Annotated in this window: 12 protein-coding genes, 1 tRNA gene and 1 other RNA gene; 6 read left to right on the plus strand and 8 right to left on the minus strand. The window is 66.5% G+C overall.

The window, feature by feature from the left end:
* Nucleotides 1-7: 7 nt before the first annotated feature.
* The 3 genes from ACF3NP_RS09515 to ACF3NP_RS09525 are packed head-to-tail and all read left to right on the plus strand — an operon-like array spanning nucleotide 8 to nucleotide 3012.
* Nucleotides 8-1000 carry an exonuclease domain-containing protein gene (locus ACF3NP_RS09515; protein ID WP_392398645.1) on the plus strand — a complete coding sequence of 331 codons (993 nt, stop codon included), beginning with the start codon at nucleotides 8-10 and terminating at the stop codon, nucleotides 998-1000.
* 10 nt (nucleotides 1001-1010) lie between these two features.
* Nucleotides 1011-2297, plus strand: a complete 1287-nt coding sequence (locus tag ACF3NP_RS09520; protein ID WP_181889535.1) for a Mur ligase family protein — start codon at nucleotides 1011-1013, stop codon at nucleotides 2295-2297.
* Nucleotides 2290-3012, plus strand: a complete 723-nt coding sequence (locus tag ACF3NP_RS09525; RefSeq protein WP_181889534.1) for a glutamine amidotransferase — start codon at nucleotides 2290-2292, stop codon at nucleotides 3010-3012. The genes ACF3NP_RS09520 and ACF3NP_RS09525 overlap by 8 nt, the downstream gene beginning before the upstream one ends.
* A 52-nt stretch (nucleotides 3013-3064) precedes the next feature.
* Here the strand turns inward: ACF3NP_RS09525 and ACF3NP_RS09530 are convergent, their stop codons facing one another.
* From ACF3NP_RS09530 to ffs, 6 genes are all read right to left on the minus strand, one after another.
* Nucleotides 3065-4147: an HNH endonuclease signature motif containing protein gene (locus ACF3NP_RS09530; protein ID WP_181889533.1), complete on the minus strand. Its 1083-nt coding sequence runs from the start codon at nucleotides 4145-4147 to the stop codon at nucleotides 3065-3067.
* A 116-nt stretch (nucleotides 4148-4263) separates the two neighbouring features.
* Nucleotides 4264-4890 (minus strand): recombination mediator RecR, encoded by a 627-nt coding sequence (gene recR, locus ACF3NP_RS09535; protein ID WP_181889532.1) that lies wholly within the window; start codon nucleotides 4888-4890, stop codon nucleotides 4264-4266.
* 62 nt (nucleotides 4891-4952) lie between these two features.
* The gene (locus ACF3NP_RS09540) at nucleotides 4953-5327 is read right to left on the minus strand and encodes a YbaB/EbfC family nucleoid-associated protein (protein ID WP_181889531.1); all 375 of its coding nucleotides are present in this window, start codon (nucleotides 5325-5327) and stop codon (nucleotides 4953-4955) included.
* A gap of 39 nt (nucleotides 5328-5366) precedes the next feature.
* Entirely contained in the window at nucleotides 5367-7523 is a 2157-nt protein-coding gene (locus ACF3NP_RS09545) for a DNA polymerase III subunit gamma and tau (protein WP_181889530.1), read from the minus strand.
* Nucleotides 7524-7533: 10 nt separating this feature from the next.
* Nucleotides 7534-8814 carry an aminotransferase class I/II-fold pyridoxal phosphate-dependent enzyme gene (locus tag ACF3NP_RS09550; protein WP_181889529.1) on the minus strand — a complete coding sequence of 427 codons (1281 nt, stop codon included), beginning with the start codon at nucleotides 8812-8814 and terminating at the stop codon, nucleotides 7534-7536.
* 19 nt (nucleotides 8815-8833) lie between these two features.
* Nucleotides 8834-8931, minus strand: an RNA gene (gene ffs / locus ACF3NP_RS09555) — signal recognition particle sRNA small type.
* Between the two features lie 122 nt (nucleotides 8932-9053).
* Here ffs and ACF3NP_RS09560 point away from each other — a divergent pair.
* A tRNA-Ser gene (locus ACF3NP_RS09560) sits at nucleotides 9054-9139 on the plus strand.
* 96 nt (nucleotides 9140-9235) lie between these two features.
* Here ACF3NP_RS09560 and ACF3NP_RS09565 read toward each other — a convergent pair.
* Nucleotides 9236-10429 carry an IS481 family transposase gene (locus tag ACF3NP_RS09565; protein WP_392398516.1) on the minus strand — a complete coding sequence of 398 codons (1194 nt, stop codon included), beginning with the start codon at nucleotides 10427-10429 and terminating at the stop codon, nucleotides 9236-9238.
* Between the two features lie 347 nt (nucleotides 10430-10776).
* On the opposite strand from ACF3NP_RS09565, the gene ACF3NP_RS09570 reads away from it, so the two are divergent.
* Both ACF3NP_RS09570 and ACF3NP_RS09575 read left to right on the plus strand, forming a co-directional pair.
* Complete coding sequence (locus tag ACF3NP_RS09570) at nucleotides 10777-11280, plus strand: ferritin (protein WP_181889678.1); 504 nt, start codon at nucleotides 10777-10779, stop codon at nucleotides 11278-11280.
* A gap of 85 nt (nucleotides 11281-11365) precedes the next feature.
* A complete protein-coding gene (locus ACF3NP_RS09575; RefSeq protein ID WP_181889528.1) occupies nucleotides 11366-13063 on the plus strand; it encodes an alkaline phosphatase D family protein in 1698 nt (565 codons plus the stop codon).
* Between the two features lie 69 nt (nucleotides 13064-13132).
* Here ACF3NP_RS09575 and ACF3NP_RS09580 read toward each other — a convergent pair whose 3' ends face one another.
* The gene (locus ACF3NP_RS09580; protein ID WP_181889527.1) at nucleotides 13133-16366 is read right to left on the minus strand and encodes a YPDG domain-containing protein; all 3234 of its coding nucleotides are present in this window, start codon (nucleotides 16364-16366) and stop codon (nucleotides 13133-13135) included.
* Nucleotides 16367-16451 lie beyond the last annotated feature (85 nt).

The raw sequence follows: 16451 nt of genomic DNA on the forward strand, positions 1-16451 counted from the left end.
TGGAACGATGACTGAGAACGACTACCCCTACGTGGCGCTGTTTACCCAGGCCACGGGGATTCACCCGTCGACAGGGCGTCTGCTCACCATCGACGCGGTCACGTTCGACGCCGCCGGGCGCGTGGGCGAGGAGTTCCACGCCGTGGTCAACCCCGGCACCGACCCCGGCCCCGCCCACACCCACGGCCTGACCCCGCACGACTTCGCCCAAGCCCCGCGGTTCTCGCGCTTTTTGCGCACGCTGGACAAGCTTCTCGACGGCCGCGTGCTCGTCACCCACGACTCCCCCACCACCTGGGGTTTCCTCGTCTCCGAGGCGCGCCGAGCCATGAACGCCGCGGCCCGGGCGAACCGTTCGCGCCGCGGCCGCGGCAACAGGCGCCGCCAGAGGGTCGGCCACGTCCCTAAGCCAACTGCGATCGTGGACCTTCTGGCGAGTGCGCGCAGGCAGGGCCACATCCCGGTGGACACCCGCATCAACGCTGTAGCCAACCTCGTCGGCGTCGCCTCCACCCCGCCGACCGCCTCCACCGAGCGCATCGGCGAGCCCGAGGCCGACTTCTCGCGCGGGCAAACCCTGAAACTCGTGGCCATGTACCTGCAACTCGCCCCCGGCGGGCTGGTCGAGCTCAACCCCGAAGATTTGGCGCCGGACGCGTTCGGGTTGCAGCGCTCGTCGATACGCGTGGATGCGGAAAAAGCCCCCGCCGTCGGCGCGAACCCCGGCCACCTCGGCAAAGGCGGGCTGCTGCGCGGCATGGAATTCGTCGTCTCCGACGACATCGCCCTCGACCCCGACGAGCTCATCGACGCCGGCGTGCGCGCCGGCCTGACCTACCGCGAAAAAGTCACCCGCGAAACGTCCGTCACCGTCACCGACGCCATTCAACGCGGCGCCGACCTGCGAGGCAAAGCCATGCACGCGCACCGCAAAGACATCCCCATCGTCTCCGGCGACGAATTCGCCCGGCTAGTCGGACAGATGGAATCCGCGGAGTAGCCTTGTCCGCATGCAAGGACCCATCTCCCGCTTCCGCACCGCGGTAGCCGCCACCGCCGCCAACCTGGCCACGGCCGCCTCGCGGGCCACCGGCCGCGGTGCCGGCGGCATGATCGGCGGCCTCGTCGCCGCGGCGATCGACCCGAACATCATGGCCTCCCTCGGCGGCGGCCGCCCCACCGTCCTGGTCACCGGCACCAACGGCAAATCCACCACCACCCGCATGCTCGCCGGAGCCGTCGGCGCCAAGCACAAAGTGGCCACCAACGACGGCGGCGACAACATGGACGCCGGCATCATCTCCGCCCTCCTCGCCGGCAAAGACGCCGACGCGATCGTCTTAGAATGCGACGAGCTGCACGTGCCCAAAGTCGCCGAACGCCTGCAGCCCACCGCGTTCGTGCTGCTCAACCTCACCCGCGACCAGCTCGACCGCGTCGGCGAAATCAACTCCATCGAACGCGCCCTGCGCGCAGCCGTCATGGCGCACCCGGACGCCACCGTCGTCGCCAACTGCGACGACGTGTTGATCACCTCCATCGCCTACGACCACCCCAACGCCGTCTGGGTTTCCGCCGGCGCCGGCTGGACCGGCGACTCCGTGACCAACCCCCGCTCCGGCGGCCACGTCGTGCGTTCCTCCGTCACGCACGAGGGGGAAGCGGACTGGTACGCCGTCGAACCGCTCCCCGACGGCCGCGAATTCCGCCGCCCCACCCCCACGTACAAGGTCGAGGGGGAGACGTTGGTGGGACCGGAGGGCGTCGCAAAGCTTGAGCTCAAACTCCCCGGCCGCGCCAACCGGGGCAACGCCGCCCAAGCCATCGCTGCCGCTGTCGAAGCGTTCGACGTCCCCCTCGACGCCGCCGTGCGCGCCGCCGCCGACGTGGACAACGTCGCCGGCCGCTACACCACCGTCCACCTCGGCGACCACGACGTCCACCTCCTCCTGGCCAAAAACCCCGCCGGCTGGCAAGAGGCGCTGTCCATGGTCGACCGCGATGCCGACGGCGTGGTCATCGCCGTCAACGCCCAACAAGGCGACGGCGAGGACGTCTCCTGGCTGTGGGACGTGAAATTCGAGGACTTCGGCGACACCCACGTCGTCGCCGCCGGCGAGCGCGCCACCGACCTCGCCGTGCGCCTGACCTACGGCGGCATCGGCCACGACACTGTCCACGACCCCATCGCCGCCATCCGCGCCTGCCCGCCCGGGCGCGTCGAGGTGCTGGCCAACTACACCGCGCTACTCAACCTGCGCCGCGCGCTGACCAAGGAGGAGGACTACCGTGCCTAAACTCACCATCGGCCTCGTCCTGCCCGACGTGCTGGGCACCTACGGCGACGACGGCAACGCGCTCGTTCTGCGCGAGCGTGCGCGCCGCCGCGGCATCGACGCGTCCATCGAGCGCATCATGCTTCACGACGACGTCCCGCCCTCCCACGATCTCTACACCCTCGGCGGCGGCGAAGACTCCGCCCAGCTGCTCGCCGCGGCGCGGCTGAGCGCATCCCCCGGGCTGCAGGCCGCGGCCGCCGACGGCCGGCCCATCTTCGCCGTGTGCGCCGGGCTGCAGGTGCTCGGCCATACCTTCCGCGCCCACGGCAACGAGGTCGAGGGCGTCGGGCTTCTCGACGTCACCACCGCCCCGCTGACCCGCCGCGCCACCGGCGAACTCGCCTCCGAGCCCACCCGCGCCGGCATCACCGCCGAGCTTTCCGAGCCGTTGACCGGCTTCGAAAACCACATGGGCGCAACAGTGCTCGGCCCGGACGCGTCGGCGCTGGGGCGCGTGACCCGCGGCGTGGGCAACGGCGCCGACGGCGAAGAAAAGGTCGACGGCGTCGTGCAGGGCAGCGTGATCGCCACCTACATGCACGGCCCGGCACTCGCCCGGAACCCGCAGCTGGCGGACCTGCTCATCGCCCGCGCCCTGGACATCCCGCTGGCGGAGCTGGAGCCGCTTGAGCTCGACGCGGTAACCAAGCTGCGCGAGGAGCGCCTGCGCTAAAAACCGCATGCGTGAGCGCCGTCGTCCGATTGGGCGGCGGCGTTTCGCGTTGTCAGTGCAGGGGTGTACTTCGTGGTCCGAAGAGTTGGTCGAGTGCTCCGCGGTCTGTGTTTCTCAGGTGGTATCCGCGGGGTGAGATCCACCAGGGTGCGCCTCTGATCATGGCGATGCGTCCGCGGGATTTGCGCCAGGGGTCGTCGTCGTTGATGCGGTTGTGGTACTTACACAGCGGCACGAGGTTGTCCATGTTGGTGTAGCCGCCGTGCTTCCACGCATCCACATGGTGGATCTCCGCACCGTACGCCCCGTGGCGGCAGCCGGGGAACGCGCACACGGGTGAGACCATGCAGGCCATGTCGCGCTGCTTCTGGTTGGCGAAGCGCTCGGTGTCGTACAGGTTCACCGCCCCTTCCTCCGGGTGGAAGGCGGCGACCTCCAAGGCTTCGCCGAACTCTTGCTGCATGTACTCCGCCCCGGTCATGATGGTGCCGTCGGTGAGTGTGAGGATGATGTCGTCGCCATTACCCGCCATGATGCGGGCGTGCTCGGAAATCGGCACCATCACGATCGGGCGTGGCGCGGCAGCGACGACCCCGCCGGTTTTGCCTTCGACGATGCGCCAGAGCGCCTCCTCCATCTGGGGTGCTGCTGGCTGTGTGGCGTCGATGTCTTGCCGCAGGCGGTGTTCGAGGTCTGCTGCTTTGCGGTCGGTGGTGTCGATGGTGATGCGTGCTCGGCCGTTCTTCGGCGCGGAGAACGCGACCTGTTTCTTCTTCGGAGCGTTATCCGCGCGGGGTACCAATTCTCGTGCGGCGCGTTCGATCGCGCGGTACCCGCCGGTGACATCCAACAAGGCCAGGCGAAGCCGCCACCGCTCGCCGGCGTCTTTCACGCCGCCGACGCGGCGTTCGATCAACGCGAGCTCGTCCAGGGAGAACCCGCGGGCTTTCTGTACTGCCAACGCTTGCTTTCGGGTGAATTTCGTCGGCCCGTAGTACACCTTCTGCATCCCGTCCCACGCGCGCGCCCGATCCGGCGCCATCCCAGCCGAAAGCGCAACCGACAGGTCGAAGTGCCGCAGCGTCTCCATGGATGCTGCGGCCATCGCCTCGATAAACGCGTCGAACGGGTTCATGCCACGAACACTAAACAGCACACAACCCCGCACAACCCCCGAAACGAAATCTGTGGATAACTCGCCACACCAGCCCCAAAGTTGTCCACAGCCGCCCCCACCCGGGAACCGCGGCGCTACAACCGCAGTCTGCCGGTCAGGGCCCGGGAGAGCGTGAGCTCGTCGACAAATTCCAAGTCCCCACCCAGCGGCATGCCGGACGCCAAACGGGAGATGGTCAAGTCCGGAAAATCCTTCAAAAGCCGCACCAGGTACGACGCGGTCGCCTCGCCCTCGGTGTCGGGGTCGGTGGCCAAGATGACCTCGGACACCGCCGGCGCCCCGGCGCCCTCCAGGTCCGGAAGCACCCCACCGATGCGCTGCAGCAGCGGCGCAATCGCCAGATCCTTCGGCCCGACGTTGGCCAGCGGGTCCAGCGCCCCACCCAGCACGTGGTAGCGACCGGAGTATTCGCCGGTGCGCTCGATGACCTGGATGTCTTTCGCGTCTTCCACCACGCACACGAGCGCCTTATCGCGCCCCGAGTCGGCGCAGATGCGACACACGTCCTCGCGCGAGACGTTGTTGCAGATGCGGCAGAACGTCACCCCGTCGCGCACGGCGGCCAACGCGGCGCGCAGCCTATCGACGTCCTCCGGCTCCTCCTTCAAAAGGTGAAACGCAATCCGTTGCGCGGACTTCGGTCCGACGCCGGGGAGGCGCGATAGCTCGTCGATAAGGTCCTGCAGTGGTCCTTCGAACACGGCGTCCTTTCACAAAAGAAAACGCGCCCGACCGCAAGGGGCCGGACGCGGTTAAGCGGGTGTTAGATGATGCCGCCGAACGGGATCTCGCCCGGGCCTGCCTGCGGTGCGCCACCCTGCGGTGCGCCGCCGCCCATCGCGCCGCCGGTCAGCGGGGCGATCTTCTCCTCGGCGAGCTTGCCGGCCTGGTTGTGGGCGTCGCGGTACGCGGCGAGGATAAGATCCTGCAGCGACTCGATGTCGTCGGCGTCGACAGCCTCCGGCTTGATTTTGATGTCGGTGATCTCGGCGCCGCCGGTCATGGTGATGGTGACGAGTTCGCCGCCGGCGGTGCCGGTGACCTCGGTCTGCAGCAGCTCCATCTGCGCCTGCTGGAGGGCGGCCTGCACCTCGGCGGCCTGGCGGATGAGTTCCTGCATGTCTTGCGGCTGGGTCATGGTTGTCCCCTTTCGTTCGCTAATAGTTCTCGGGCCAGTCTACAACGGCTTCGCGCCGAGCTCGGCGGCAAGCAGGTCCATCGCGACTTCGGTGGCGTCGCGGCGGTCGGCGGTGCCGGCTTCGTCGCGCGCCTGGTCAGCCATGTCGCGTTCTTCGTCCTCGCGGGTGTATTCGGGCACATTGCCTATCGACGCCTCCGGCTCCCCCTCGTCATAGTCATACGGCTCGGGCGGCGGCGGAATTTCGTCGCGTTCGCGCTTGGCTTTCTCGGCGGCCTTCTGGCTGGCGGCAAGTGCTGCGCTGCGCCAGTCGTCCTCGCGCTTGGCGGGCGTTGGTTGGGCTGGCTGCTGCGGTTGCTGCTGTGCCTGTGGTTGCGGCGGGGCGGGTTGCTCCGCGGCGGACTCGCCGATCTGGGCGGGCGAGTCCCAGCCGCTGGCAGGCGCAGGGTCGTCGGATTCGGCGCTGTCGGAACTCGAGCCGTCCTCGCTGCTGGTTTCAGCGCCCGGGTTCCACACCTCGCGCTTGGCGGGGCGGCGCAGGTTCGCGGTAGACGGGTCGGTGCCGATGACGCAGCGGACCTGGATCTTCGCCCCGAGCTTCTCCGAAAGCACAGTGGCGATGTCGGCGTTGTTCTTCTCTGCGTTGATGCGCTCGGCCAGCGCGCCGGTGTGGTGGCCGACCACGAGGACGTCGCCGTCGAAGCCGAGCGGTTTGGCCTCGGTGAGCATGATCTCGGCGACCTTGTTGCGCTCGCCGACGGACTGACGCAGCCGCGTCCAGTCCTTGTCGATGCGCTCGAACAACTCGTCCGTATCCGGCTGGGACTCAGGCTTGGGCTCCGGCTGCTGGGGTTCTGCCTGCTGTTGCGCTGGCTGCGGCTCGGGCTGCGCAGGCGCCTCCTGCTGGCGGTTGCGCGAGCTCGCGGCTGCGGCTGCTGCGGCGGCCGCCGCGGCCGCGCCACCACCCGCGGGAACAGAGCTGGGTTGTTGCGACGTTTGGGGCTGCTGCGGTGACGGCGCAGATGAAGGAGCGGCCTGGGGCTGGACAGCACCAGCAGCGCCGGCACCGGTGGCCGGGGCGGGCAGGGCGGCCCCGCCGCCCGGCTGCAACGTCAGCAGGTGGGCGGCCATGATCTCCAGCAGCAGGCGGGGCGAGGTCGCGCCGCGCAGGCTCGCGATGCGGTCGTTGACCTCGGACGCCAACAAAGCCAGGTGCTGCGGGGAGAACTGGTGGGCTTCTTGGGTGAGGATGTCGGCGCGGTCCGAAGGGGCGTCGACAAGCCCTTGCCCGAAGGCATCCGGGACGGTGCGGATCAGCAGCAGGTCGCGCATGCGGTCGAGCAGGTCGAGGGCGAAGCGGCGGGGCTCGTGGCCGGATTCGATGACCTGGTCGATGGTGCGGTACATCGCGCTAGCGTCGCGGTCGGCAAGGGCGTCGACGGCGGCGTCGAGAAGCGTCAGGTCCGTCACGCCCAGCAGTGGCAGCGCCAGCTCGTAGGTCAGGCCGTCCTCGCCGGCGCCGGAGAGCATCTGGTCCAGAATCGACAGGGTGTCGCGCGGCGAGCCGCCGCCTGCGCGGATGACCAGCGGGTAGACGTTCTCGTCGACGTGGACGCCTTCTTCCTCCACCACGTGCTGCACCAGCTCGCGCATCGCCTGCGGCGCCAGCAGCCGGAACGGGTAGTTGTGGGTGCGCGAGCGGATGGTGCCCAGCATCTTCTCCGGCTCGGTGGTGGCGAAGATGAAAATCAGGTGGGCCGGCGGCTCCTCCACGATCTTCAGCAGGGCGTTGTTGCCCTCCTTGGTGATCATGTGGGCCTCGTCGATGATGAAGACGCGGTAGCGCGACTCCGCCGGCGCGAACAGCGCCCGCTCGCGCAGCTCACGCATGTCCTCCACGCCGCCGTGGGAGGCGGCGTCGAGCTCCATCACGTCCAGGTTGCCGGACCCGCCCGGCGCGAGCGCAACGCAGGATTCGCACACGCCGCACGGGGTGGAAGTCGGCCCCTCGGCGCAGTTCAGGGAGCGCGCCAGGATGCGCGCCGAGGATGTCTTTCCGCAGCCGCGCGGGCCGGAGAAGAGGTAGGCGTGCGAGATCCGCCCGTTGTCCAGGGCGGTCGAAAGTGGGCGGGTCACCTGCTCCTGGCCGATGACCTCGCCGAACGTTGCGGGGCGGTATTTCCTGTACAGAGCCACGCGGGCAAGTCTAGCCCGCCTGTGCCTCCGCAGCTTCCACGCAGGCGAGCAGCACGCAGGTGGCCACACCGTCCATGGCGGTGCGCACTTCGTCGAGAGGCGGCAGCGACGGCGCGAGGCGGATGTTTTGGTCTTTCTCATCCACCCCGTGCGGGAAGGACGCGCCGGCCTTGGTCAGGGTGATGCCGGCGTCCTTGGCCAACTCCCACACGCGGGTGGCGGAGCCGTCCAGCACGTCGAGGGAGATGAAGTAGCCGCCCTCCGGCTCGGTCCACTGCGTCACGCCAAACTCGCCGAGGCGGTCCTGCAAAATCCCGACGACGGCCTCGAACTTCGGCGCAAGCGAGCTCGCGTGCTGTTTCATGAGCGTGTGCAACCCTTGGACGTCGCCAAGCAAACGCGCATGTGCGAGCTGGTTGACCTTGTTGGGGCCGATGCCGCGGATGGAGGCGTGGGAGGCGTACCACTCCAAGTTCGCCTTCGAGGAGGCGAAGAACGCCACGCCGGAGCCCGCGAGGGTGATCTTCGAGGTGGACGACATGTACCAGAAGCGGTTGGGGTTGCCGTGCTTTTCCGCCAGGGCGATCACGTCGGGGTTGTCGGTCTGCGCGCCGGTGAGGGTGTGGATGGCGTAGGCGTTGTCCCAGACGATGCGGAAGTCGGGCGCCGCGGTTTCCATCGCAGCAAGCTTCTCGACGACCTCCGGTGCGAACGTCACCCCCGTCGGGTTACCGAACACCGGCACCGTCCACATGCCCTTGACCTGCGGGTCCTTGACCAGTTCCTCGACGGCGTCCATGTCCGGGCCGGTCGAGGTCATGGGCACCTGGACCATCTCGAAGCCGAAGTGCTCGGTGATGGAGAAGTGGCGGTCGTAGCCCGGCACGGGGCAGATCCACTTGACGGTTTCCTCATCCTTCCACGGGCGCGGCGAGTCGTTGTTGCCCCAGATATACGACCAGGAGATCAGGTCGAACATGATGTTCAGGCTGGAGGAGTCGCCCGCGATGAGGTTGTCCGGGTCGATGCCCAGGGCCTCGGCCCACAGTTCGCGGATGTCGGGGATGCCGGTCAGGCCCCCGTAGTTGCGCACGTCCGCGCCGGTGTTGTCGGTGTAATCGCCCTCCCCCGGCAGGGAGAGCAGAGCGTTGGAGAAGCCGAGCTGTTCGCTCGACGGCTTGCCGCGGGTGAGGTCCAGGTTGAGGTTGCGGGCCTTGAGCTCGTCATACTGCTGACGGGTGCGCTGGGCCAGCTCGGAGAACTGTGCGGGATCGAGATCCGAAAGAGACATGGGTTACATCGTACAGCGCAATAAAAGGGGACCCCACGCACCTGCCAGAGCTCGCTGACCCTTGCTGCGTTCCCGCCCTGGGGGAGTTCACAAGATAACACCGCGTGGGATCCTGCCCGATACTGTAGTCATGTTGCCCCTCCAGAAACAAGCCAAGGACGCATAAGCCGGATGCGCTGCGGTTTTGGCCTTGGGCGCCGGGTGGTCTAATATATCGCAAGACGCTTTCGAGTGTCGCTGGAGGATTCGACTAGCGGCCTATGTCACACGCCTGGAACGCGTGCGGGTTTCACGACCCTCGTGGGTTCAAATCCCACATCCTCCGCAAATGTCATGAGTCGCGTCATGCTTGACGCCTGAGTCGCGACATGCTGGACGGACCGGCATCCCAGTTGTTTTTATTCTGGGGTGCCGGTTTTGTTCATTTGGGGCGAAGTGGTGGGTCACCGTGTTTCCAGTAGGCCTTTTGGTAGTCGCGGGCGGTGTCGATGTAGTGCTCGGTGATGACTTCTCCGGTTTCGGCTAGTGATGTGATGACGTGGTTGTCGGTGATGACCATGAGAATTTTCTTGTGTTTGTAGGCGCGTCCGATGCCGAGGTGGAAGAGTTTGCCGGCGTAGCGCACGGTGACTTTGCCGTTTTTGTCGACTGTGTCGTTTCGGGTTCGCCATTCTTCTTTGGGGTTGTCGTTGGGTGTGGCTTTGACTCCGGTGGTGTATGCCTGCTGCGGGGTGCGTCTGCCCAGGGCGCGGTGGGGCCGGGTGCAGTTGTAGTATTGGCGAAACTCATTGAGGAGTTGTTGCAGCTCAGCAACTGTTTGTGCTGTGGGTCGGGCCTTGATCCATTTTTTGAGGGTTTGGTGGAACCGCTCAATTTTTCCTTGGGTTTGGGGGTGGCCGGGCCGGCCGTTTTTCTGTTGGATTTTGTGTGCGACGAGCACTTTTTCAAACGCGTTTCTTCCACCTTTGCGCCCGGCTAGGCGGGCGGTGAACACCAAACCGTTGTCCGTCAGCGTGGATGCTGGTGGGCCGTACGCGCCGATCAGGCGGGTGAGTTCGGCGGCGACGGCGGGGCCTGTAAATGCGGCGGCCGCGGTGATTGACAGCAAGTATCGCGAGTGGTCGTCGAGGAAGTCGAGGACTTCGACTCGTGTGTTGTCGGCGAGGAAGAGGTGGGTGATGTCGGCTTGCCAGCATTCGTTGGGCATTGCGGCTTCGAAGCGGATGTAGGAGCTTTTTGGCTTCTTTTGCGGCTGCGGGGTGATCAAGCCTTCTTTGGTGAGGATGCGGCGGATCGTTGAAGTTGACGGGGCACGTTTGCCGGCCTGTTCGAGGTGGTAGGCGATGGTTTCGGGTCCTGCGTCGAGTCCGTGCCGGGTGAGTTGCTTGCGGATGCTGATGATGTCGTTGCTTAGTGCTTCCGGGATGGCGTGCGGGTGGGTGTGAGGGGCACGCGATTTCGGTGCGATTGCCTCGGCGCCGCCTGCGTCGTAGGCGTTGAGGATCTGGTGGACACGTTGGCGTGAGATGCCAAAGCGCTTGGCGACGCTGGTGGGTGTGCCGCCTTGGTCTCTGACGGCTCTGACGATGGCGAGGTTGCGGTTGGGACTGTTCATAGCGTCAAACATGTCCCGACTCACCAGTCAAGCGTCACCGACACGGCTGAGGTAACCCTAAGTGTCAACAATGACGCGACTCACCTGTCAAGGATCACAACGCCTTCCGCAGGCACACCCCGTCAAATATGTCGTGACCTCAGGCACCACATCCTCCGCAAAATCCGAAACCGGTGCCCTGCGTGGGTGCCGGTTTTCGCATATACGCGTGGGGGAATTGGGGTTAAACGACAGATCTGTCATCAATGCCGTTGCAACACACCCACTCACCGCCATAGGGCTCCTCCTAAAAATTTTTAGGCAAGGCTTACCTAGCTACAAAATTTCGCGTACGATTGCGCACCATGATCGACCAACAGCTCAAAGACGCCATCAACCAGCAAGTCACCGAAGAGTACGCAGCCGCCTACACCTACCGCCACCTGGCCAACGAGATGGACGCACTGTCCTTCCCGGGCCTGTGCCAGTGGTTCGTCGCCCAAGCAAAGGAGGAGTGCGAGCACGCACTGAAGTTCGCCCAGCACCTCATCGACCGCGGTGAGCGCGTCGTGCCGAAGACCATCGAGATCAACGCGCCGGAGATCAACACGCCGCGCCAGGCATTCGAGGCCGCGCTCGCCCACGAACGGAAGGTCTCCGAGCAGATCCGCACCATCACCCGGCTTGCCGACGAAGTCGGTGACCTCGAGTCCCGCGCCCTGCTCAACTGGTTCCTCAACGAGCAGGTCGAGGAGGAGGCCACCGTCGGTGAGATCCTCGACCAGCTCAACCTCGTCGGCGATGACGGCTCGGGCCTTCTGCGTATCGACGCCCGGCTGGGCAACCGCGACATCGCGACCCCATCCGCGTAAAGGGTAAACAGCGCGAAAATTCGAGCTGAAATCCCCGCAAAATCGCGCCACTCGGGTCGCGGGACTGCCATCCACGGCCCAAGATATGGGCGTGAACTCGCCGCACACAGTCTCCCGCCGCAACTTCCTGCGCACCGCCGCTGTGGCGACGTCGGCGGCGGGTGCGGCGGTGGCGGTGCCGAGTGCGCAGTCGCAGAGCACGCTGCCCACGAAGCCGGTGCCCGTGGAGATGGAGCTGCCACCCCTGCCGTTTGTGCACGGCGTGGCCTCCGGCGACCCGCTGCCGGACGCGGTGGTGATCTGGACGCGCATCACCCCCGACGAGCAGGCGATGCCCGGCTCCGGCGGCGGCGCCAACACCCGGGTGCGCTGGCGGGTCGCGCGCGACGCACAGCTCCGCGACGTCATCGCCGAAGGCGAGACCGAAAGCCGCGTGGAGCGCGACCACACCATCCACGTCGACGTGCGCGGCCTGGAGCCGGACACCGTCTACTACTACGCGTTCACCGTGGCAGACGGCCCGCACGAAGGCGCCGCCTCCCCGCTCGGCCGCACCAAAACCGCACCCGTTGGCCACGTGGACCGGCAGCGCTGGGCCGTCGCGTCGTGCGCCAACTGGGAATCCGGCTTCTTCCCCGCCTACAAGGACATGGCGGCGCGCGGCTGGGACGGCGAGCTGGACCTGACCGTGTTCCTCGGCGACTACATCTACGAGTACGCCCAGTACGAATACGCCGGCTACGGGCCCGTGCGCCTGCACCAGCCCGCCCACGAAATTGTCACCCTGGCGGACTACCGCACCCGCTACGGCCGCTACCGCACCGACCCCAACCTGCGCGACGCGCATGCCGCCCTGCCGTGGGTGGTGGTGTGGGACGACCACGAGTTCGCCAACAACAACTGGCGCGACGGCGCCGAAAACCACAACGCGGACGAGGGCGACTTCCACACACGCCGCGACGCCGCCATGCGCGCCTACTACGAGTGGATGCCGGTGCGCCTGACCGCAACCTCCGACGAGGGCCACATCTACCGCTCCCTGCAATTCGGCGACCTGGTTGAGCTGACCATCATGGACCTGCGCACCTACCGCGACAAGGAGTTCTGGCGCGGCGGCGCCCGCCAGACCGGCGACGCGCGCACGATGCTGGGCTCGGAGCAGTACGACTGGCTCATCGACACCCTCGAGCGCTCCACCGCGACGTGGAACGCGCTGGGCAACTCGGTGATGTTCTCCCCGCTGCACATCGGCGCGGCGTTTAACCATGCGGCCACGCGTCCCGTCGCTAAGTCACTCAGCGCGAACATCGTGCCAGCGCAGGCGCCGCTGCCCGAGCTCAACGACATGCCGCTCAACGGCGACCAGTGGGACGGCTACGACTTCGAGCGCCGCCGCCTGATCAACGCCCTGGGCCGCCTGGGCAAGCACCCGATCTTCCTCACCGGCGACATCCATTCCGAGTGGGCGCACACCATCACCCACGGCGGCGAGGAGATCGGCTGCGAGATCGTCTGCTCGTCCATCACCGCGCCGAACGTGGCGGAGTCGACGAAGATCCGCGCCGGCCACCCCGTTTTCAGCGCGGCGTGCGGCTACCTGCGCGCCGCGAACCCCAGCCTGCACCACGTGGCGCTGGACACGCACGGCTACACGATCGTGGCCATCACGCCCGAGCAGGTGGACATGCAGTGGCTTCGCGTCCACAACATCCTGGACCCAGCCTCCCCCGTCTCCCCCGGCGCGGCCTTGACGTGGCGCAAGGGCGAGGGCTTCGGGCAATAGCCTATCGACGAAAAACCAGCCGCCCCCGGTTGATCTCACGGGGGCGGCTGGGCGTTCTAGCGGTGGGAGTTACTTCTCCTCAGCCGGCTTCTCCTCAGCCGGCTTCTCCTCCTTGGAGGAACCCTCAGCGTCCTTCTTCGCGGACGAGCCTTCGACGTTGGCGGAGGAAGCCGCCCACTCCGGCAGCTCGCCGTCCTTGCACAGCGCGGCCAGGATGCCCAGGCCCGCTGCGAGGCCGGCCAGGGACAGGCCGATTGCGGCGGCCTGGGTGACCTGCGGGCCGAACTGCGCCTGGATGCGGTTAGCCTCAGCCTGCAGCTGGGTCACCCACTCCGGCTGCGGGCGGCGGTTGGTGTTGCCGCCGATGCCGAACTGCTCGAGCGGGTTCGGGATGTTCATCTGCGCCGACACGTTCGCGGCAGCCTTGCCCAGCTCCTGGCCGAGCGGGCCGGCCAGCGGAGCGCCGATGGCGATGAGCAGGCCGACCGGGACCAGCCACAGCAGCGGGTTGGATTCGGACGACATGTTGGCGAAGCACTTCTGCAGGTTCTCGGAGGAACCCTGCTCGGTCACGGCCTGCTTGACCTCGACCAGCACCTTGACCTCGCCGTTCTTGCCCGGGAATACGACCTCGTAGACGCCCGGCTTCGTGCCCTCCGGCACCTCAACAGTGAAGGAGTTGTCGCCGCGCTCGACGATGGTCCAGCCCTCAGGCAGCTTCGGGTCGGTGCCCTTGTCCGCGTCCTTCGGCACGAAGATCACCAGCGGGTTCTTCTGGCCCGGGACGTACGGGATGGTGCCCTCGGAGGTCTCGCCGACCTCGACCGGGATCTCCTGGGTCTTCTTTTCGCCGTCCGGGAAGGTGATCTCCACCGGGACCTCGATCTTGGTGCCCGGGGTGGCGTCCTTCGGTGCGGTGATGTTGACGTCGCCGGTCTTCGGGTCGACTGTGATCTTCCAGCCGTCCGGAATCTTCCAGCCGTCCGGGATCTTGTAGGTCGGGTCGCCGTTCTTGTCGCCGATGACCTCCGGATTCAGTTCCTTGGTCTCACCCGGAATGACGATGACCTTCGGGCCCTTGTTGTCCGGGTTCTCCGGGGTGCCCGGGGTCTCGGTGCCCGGGGTGCCCGGCTCGTCGTCCTTGCCCGGGGTCTTCGGGTCCTTCACGGTGATTTCGGCCGGGACCTTGTCGGTCTTGCCGCCCGGGTAGGTGACGGTGACGTCGATGGTCTTCTTGTCGCCGTCCTTGGCGGTCTCGGGCACGGTGACGGTGATCTCGCCGGTCTTCGGGTCGATCTCCGGCTTCCAGTCGCCCAGGTCCTGGTCCGGGGTGATCTCGTAGGTGGACTTCGGCGGCACGCCGTCGGTCTTCGGCGGCAGGGTCACCTTGTCGCCCGGGGTCTTCTCCACTGCCGGGTACTCCGGTGCGCCGTGGACGATGACCTTCGCCGGGACGGTGTCGGTCTTGCCGGACTTCGGGTCCTTGACGTCGACGAGGATTTCCTTCTCGTCGCCAGGCTTCGCGTTCTCCGGGATGGTGACGGTGACCTTGCCGGTCTTCTCGTCCACAACCGGCTTCCAGTCGCCCAGGTCCTGCTTCGGGTTGATGGTGAAGGTGGAGCCGTCGACGACGTCGCCGGTCTGCGGCAGCTCGACCTTCTCGCCCGGCTTGTCGGTGACCTCGCCGTAGCTCGGCTCGTTGAGCACGATGACCTTGGCAGGGACCTTCTTGTCAGTGGAGCCGTCCGGGTACTTCACGTCGACCAGGATGGTCTTTTCGTCGCCCGGGTTCGCGGACTTCGGGATGGTGACGGTGATCTCGCCGGTGTTCGGGTCAACCTGCGGCTTCCAGTCGCCCAGGTCCTGGTCCTCGGTGATGGTGAAGGTGGAGCCCTTCGGCAGCTTCTCGTTCTGGGTCAGGGTGACCTCGGTGCCGCGCTTGCCCTTCTCCTCGCCGTAGCCCGGCGTGGCGCCGGTGGTGTCGAAGTCCTTGACGTTGACAACGGGCTTAAGCGTATCGACGGAACCGTCCGGGTACGCCACCTCAACAGTGAACTCAGCGGTGTCGCCACCCTTCGCGCCCTTCGGTGCGGTGACCTTCAGGGTGCCGTCCTTGGCCGGCTCGGCGGTCCAGCCCTCCGGGGCGTTCTTGACGGTGTAGGTGGCGTCCACGGCCTTGCCGCGCACGTCGCCCGGCTGGGTCTTCAGCGCAACGTTGACGGTCTTGCCCGGCTTCACGGTCGCCGGGGACTTGTACTCCGGCGCGAACTTCTGCACCGGGACCTCGCCGGTGAACTCCGGCGAATCCTGGGTAACGCGGCCGAGGTCGTCCACCACGCGCAGCGCCTGCGGCGAGTTGTAGGCCTCGAACTTGGAGTCCTTGGTCTCCTCGCGAGGCTGGGCGAGCAGCTGCACGTCGACCTTGGCAGGCTTGTCGTTATCGACGCCGCCGGTCGCGTTCTTCGGCAGGGTGACGTAGACCTTGCCGTCGGCGTCCACGCGCACCTTCGCGTCGGCGACAGCCTTACCGCCCACGGTGACGTTGCCGGTCAGACGCTCGAAGTCGTTCTCGGCGTTGGCGACGGTGATGCCGGTGTCGTACTCGTTGCCGTCGGCGATGATCGCCTTGGACTTGGTGGACGACGCCGTAATCGGCAGGCAGTTGTCCGTCTCAATCGGCCACGGCGCAACGTCGACGGTCGCCCAGGTGTTCACACGGGTGACCGACTGACCAGAGGAGGTGGGCTGGTTGATCTTCCACGCCCACGTCTGCTTATCCAGGGAATTGTTCAGACCGAGCTTCGCGGACACTTTCTGCTCATCGCCGGGCTTCACCGAGAAGCTGTCGTTATTCACCGGGACAATGTCGGTAACGTCGAGGTTGACTTTCTTGTCCTTGAGTTCCGCATCGAACGCGAGCGCGCCCGACTGCTGCTCTTTCACCGTGAACGACTGCGTGACGTCTTTGGTCGCTTTGTTCGCGATCTCGGCGTTCGCCACGGCACGCTTGAAGATGCGCTCACCCTTGCTGTCCAGCGTGACCCACGCCAGGTACTCGGTGTTGGCCTCGTTGAGCGCGACACCAGCGGCAACGCCGTTCTGGTCCGCTTCCCTGGCTTCGCCCGGCTGGGAGGTGGAAACGTTGTCCTCCATGGTGATCTGGCAGTCATCCTGCTCCGGGTTGCCGAGCACACCCGGCGGGCTGACAAACTCTTCCGGCAGCGCAGTCGCCTGCGGCGCGACGATGGCGGAGGTGCCGAGAGCCAGCGCGACGGCGCTCGCGGCGATCTTCTTCGCGTTCATTGAAATCTCCTCAAAAGGCTAACTAAAGGGTTTCGCCCAATATGAAGAAACTTCAGGCATTCTGCAACATTTTTTGATATAATTG

The sequence above is a fragment of the Corynebacterium lehmanniae genome (assembly GCF_043161975.1).
Classification (GTDB): domain Bacteria; phylum Actinomycetota; class Actinomycetes; order Mycobacteriales; family Mycobacteriaceae; genus Corynebacterium; species Corynebacterium lehmanniae.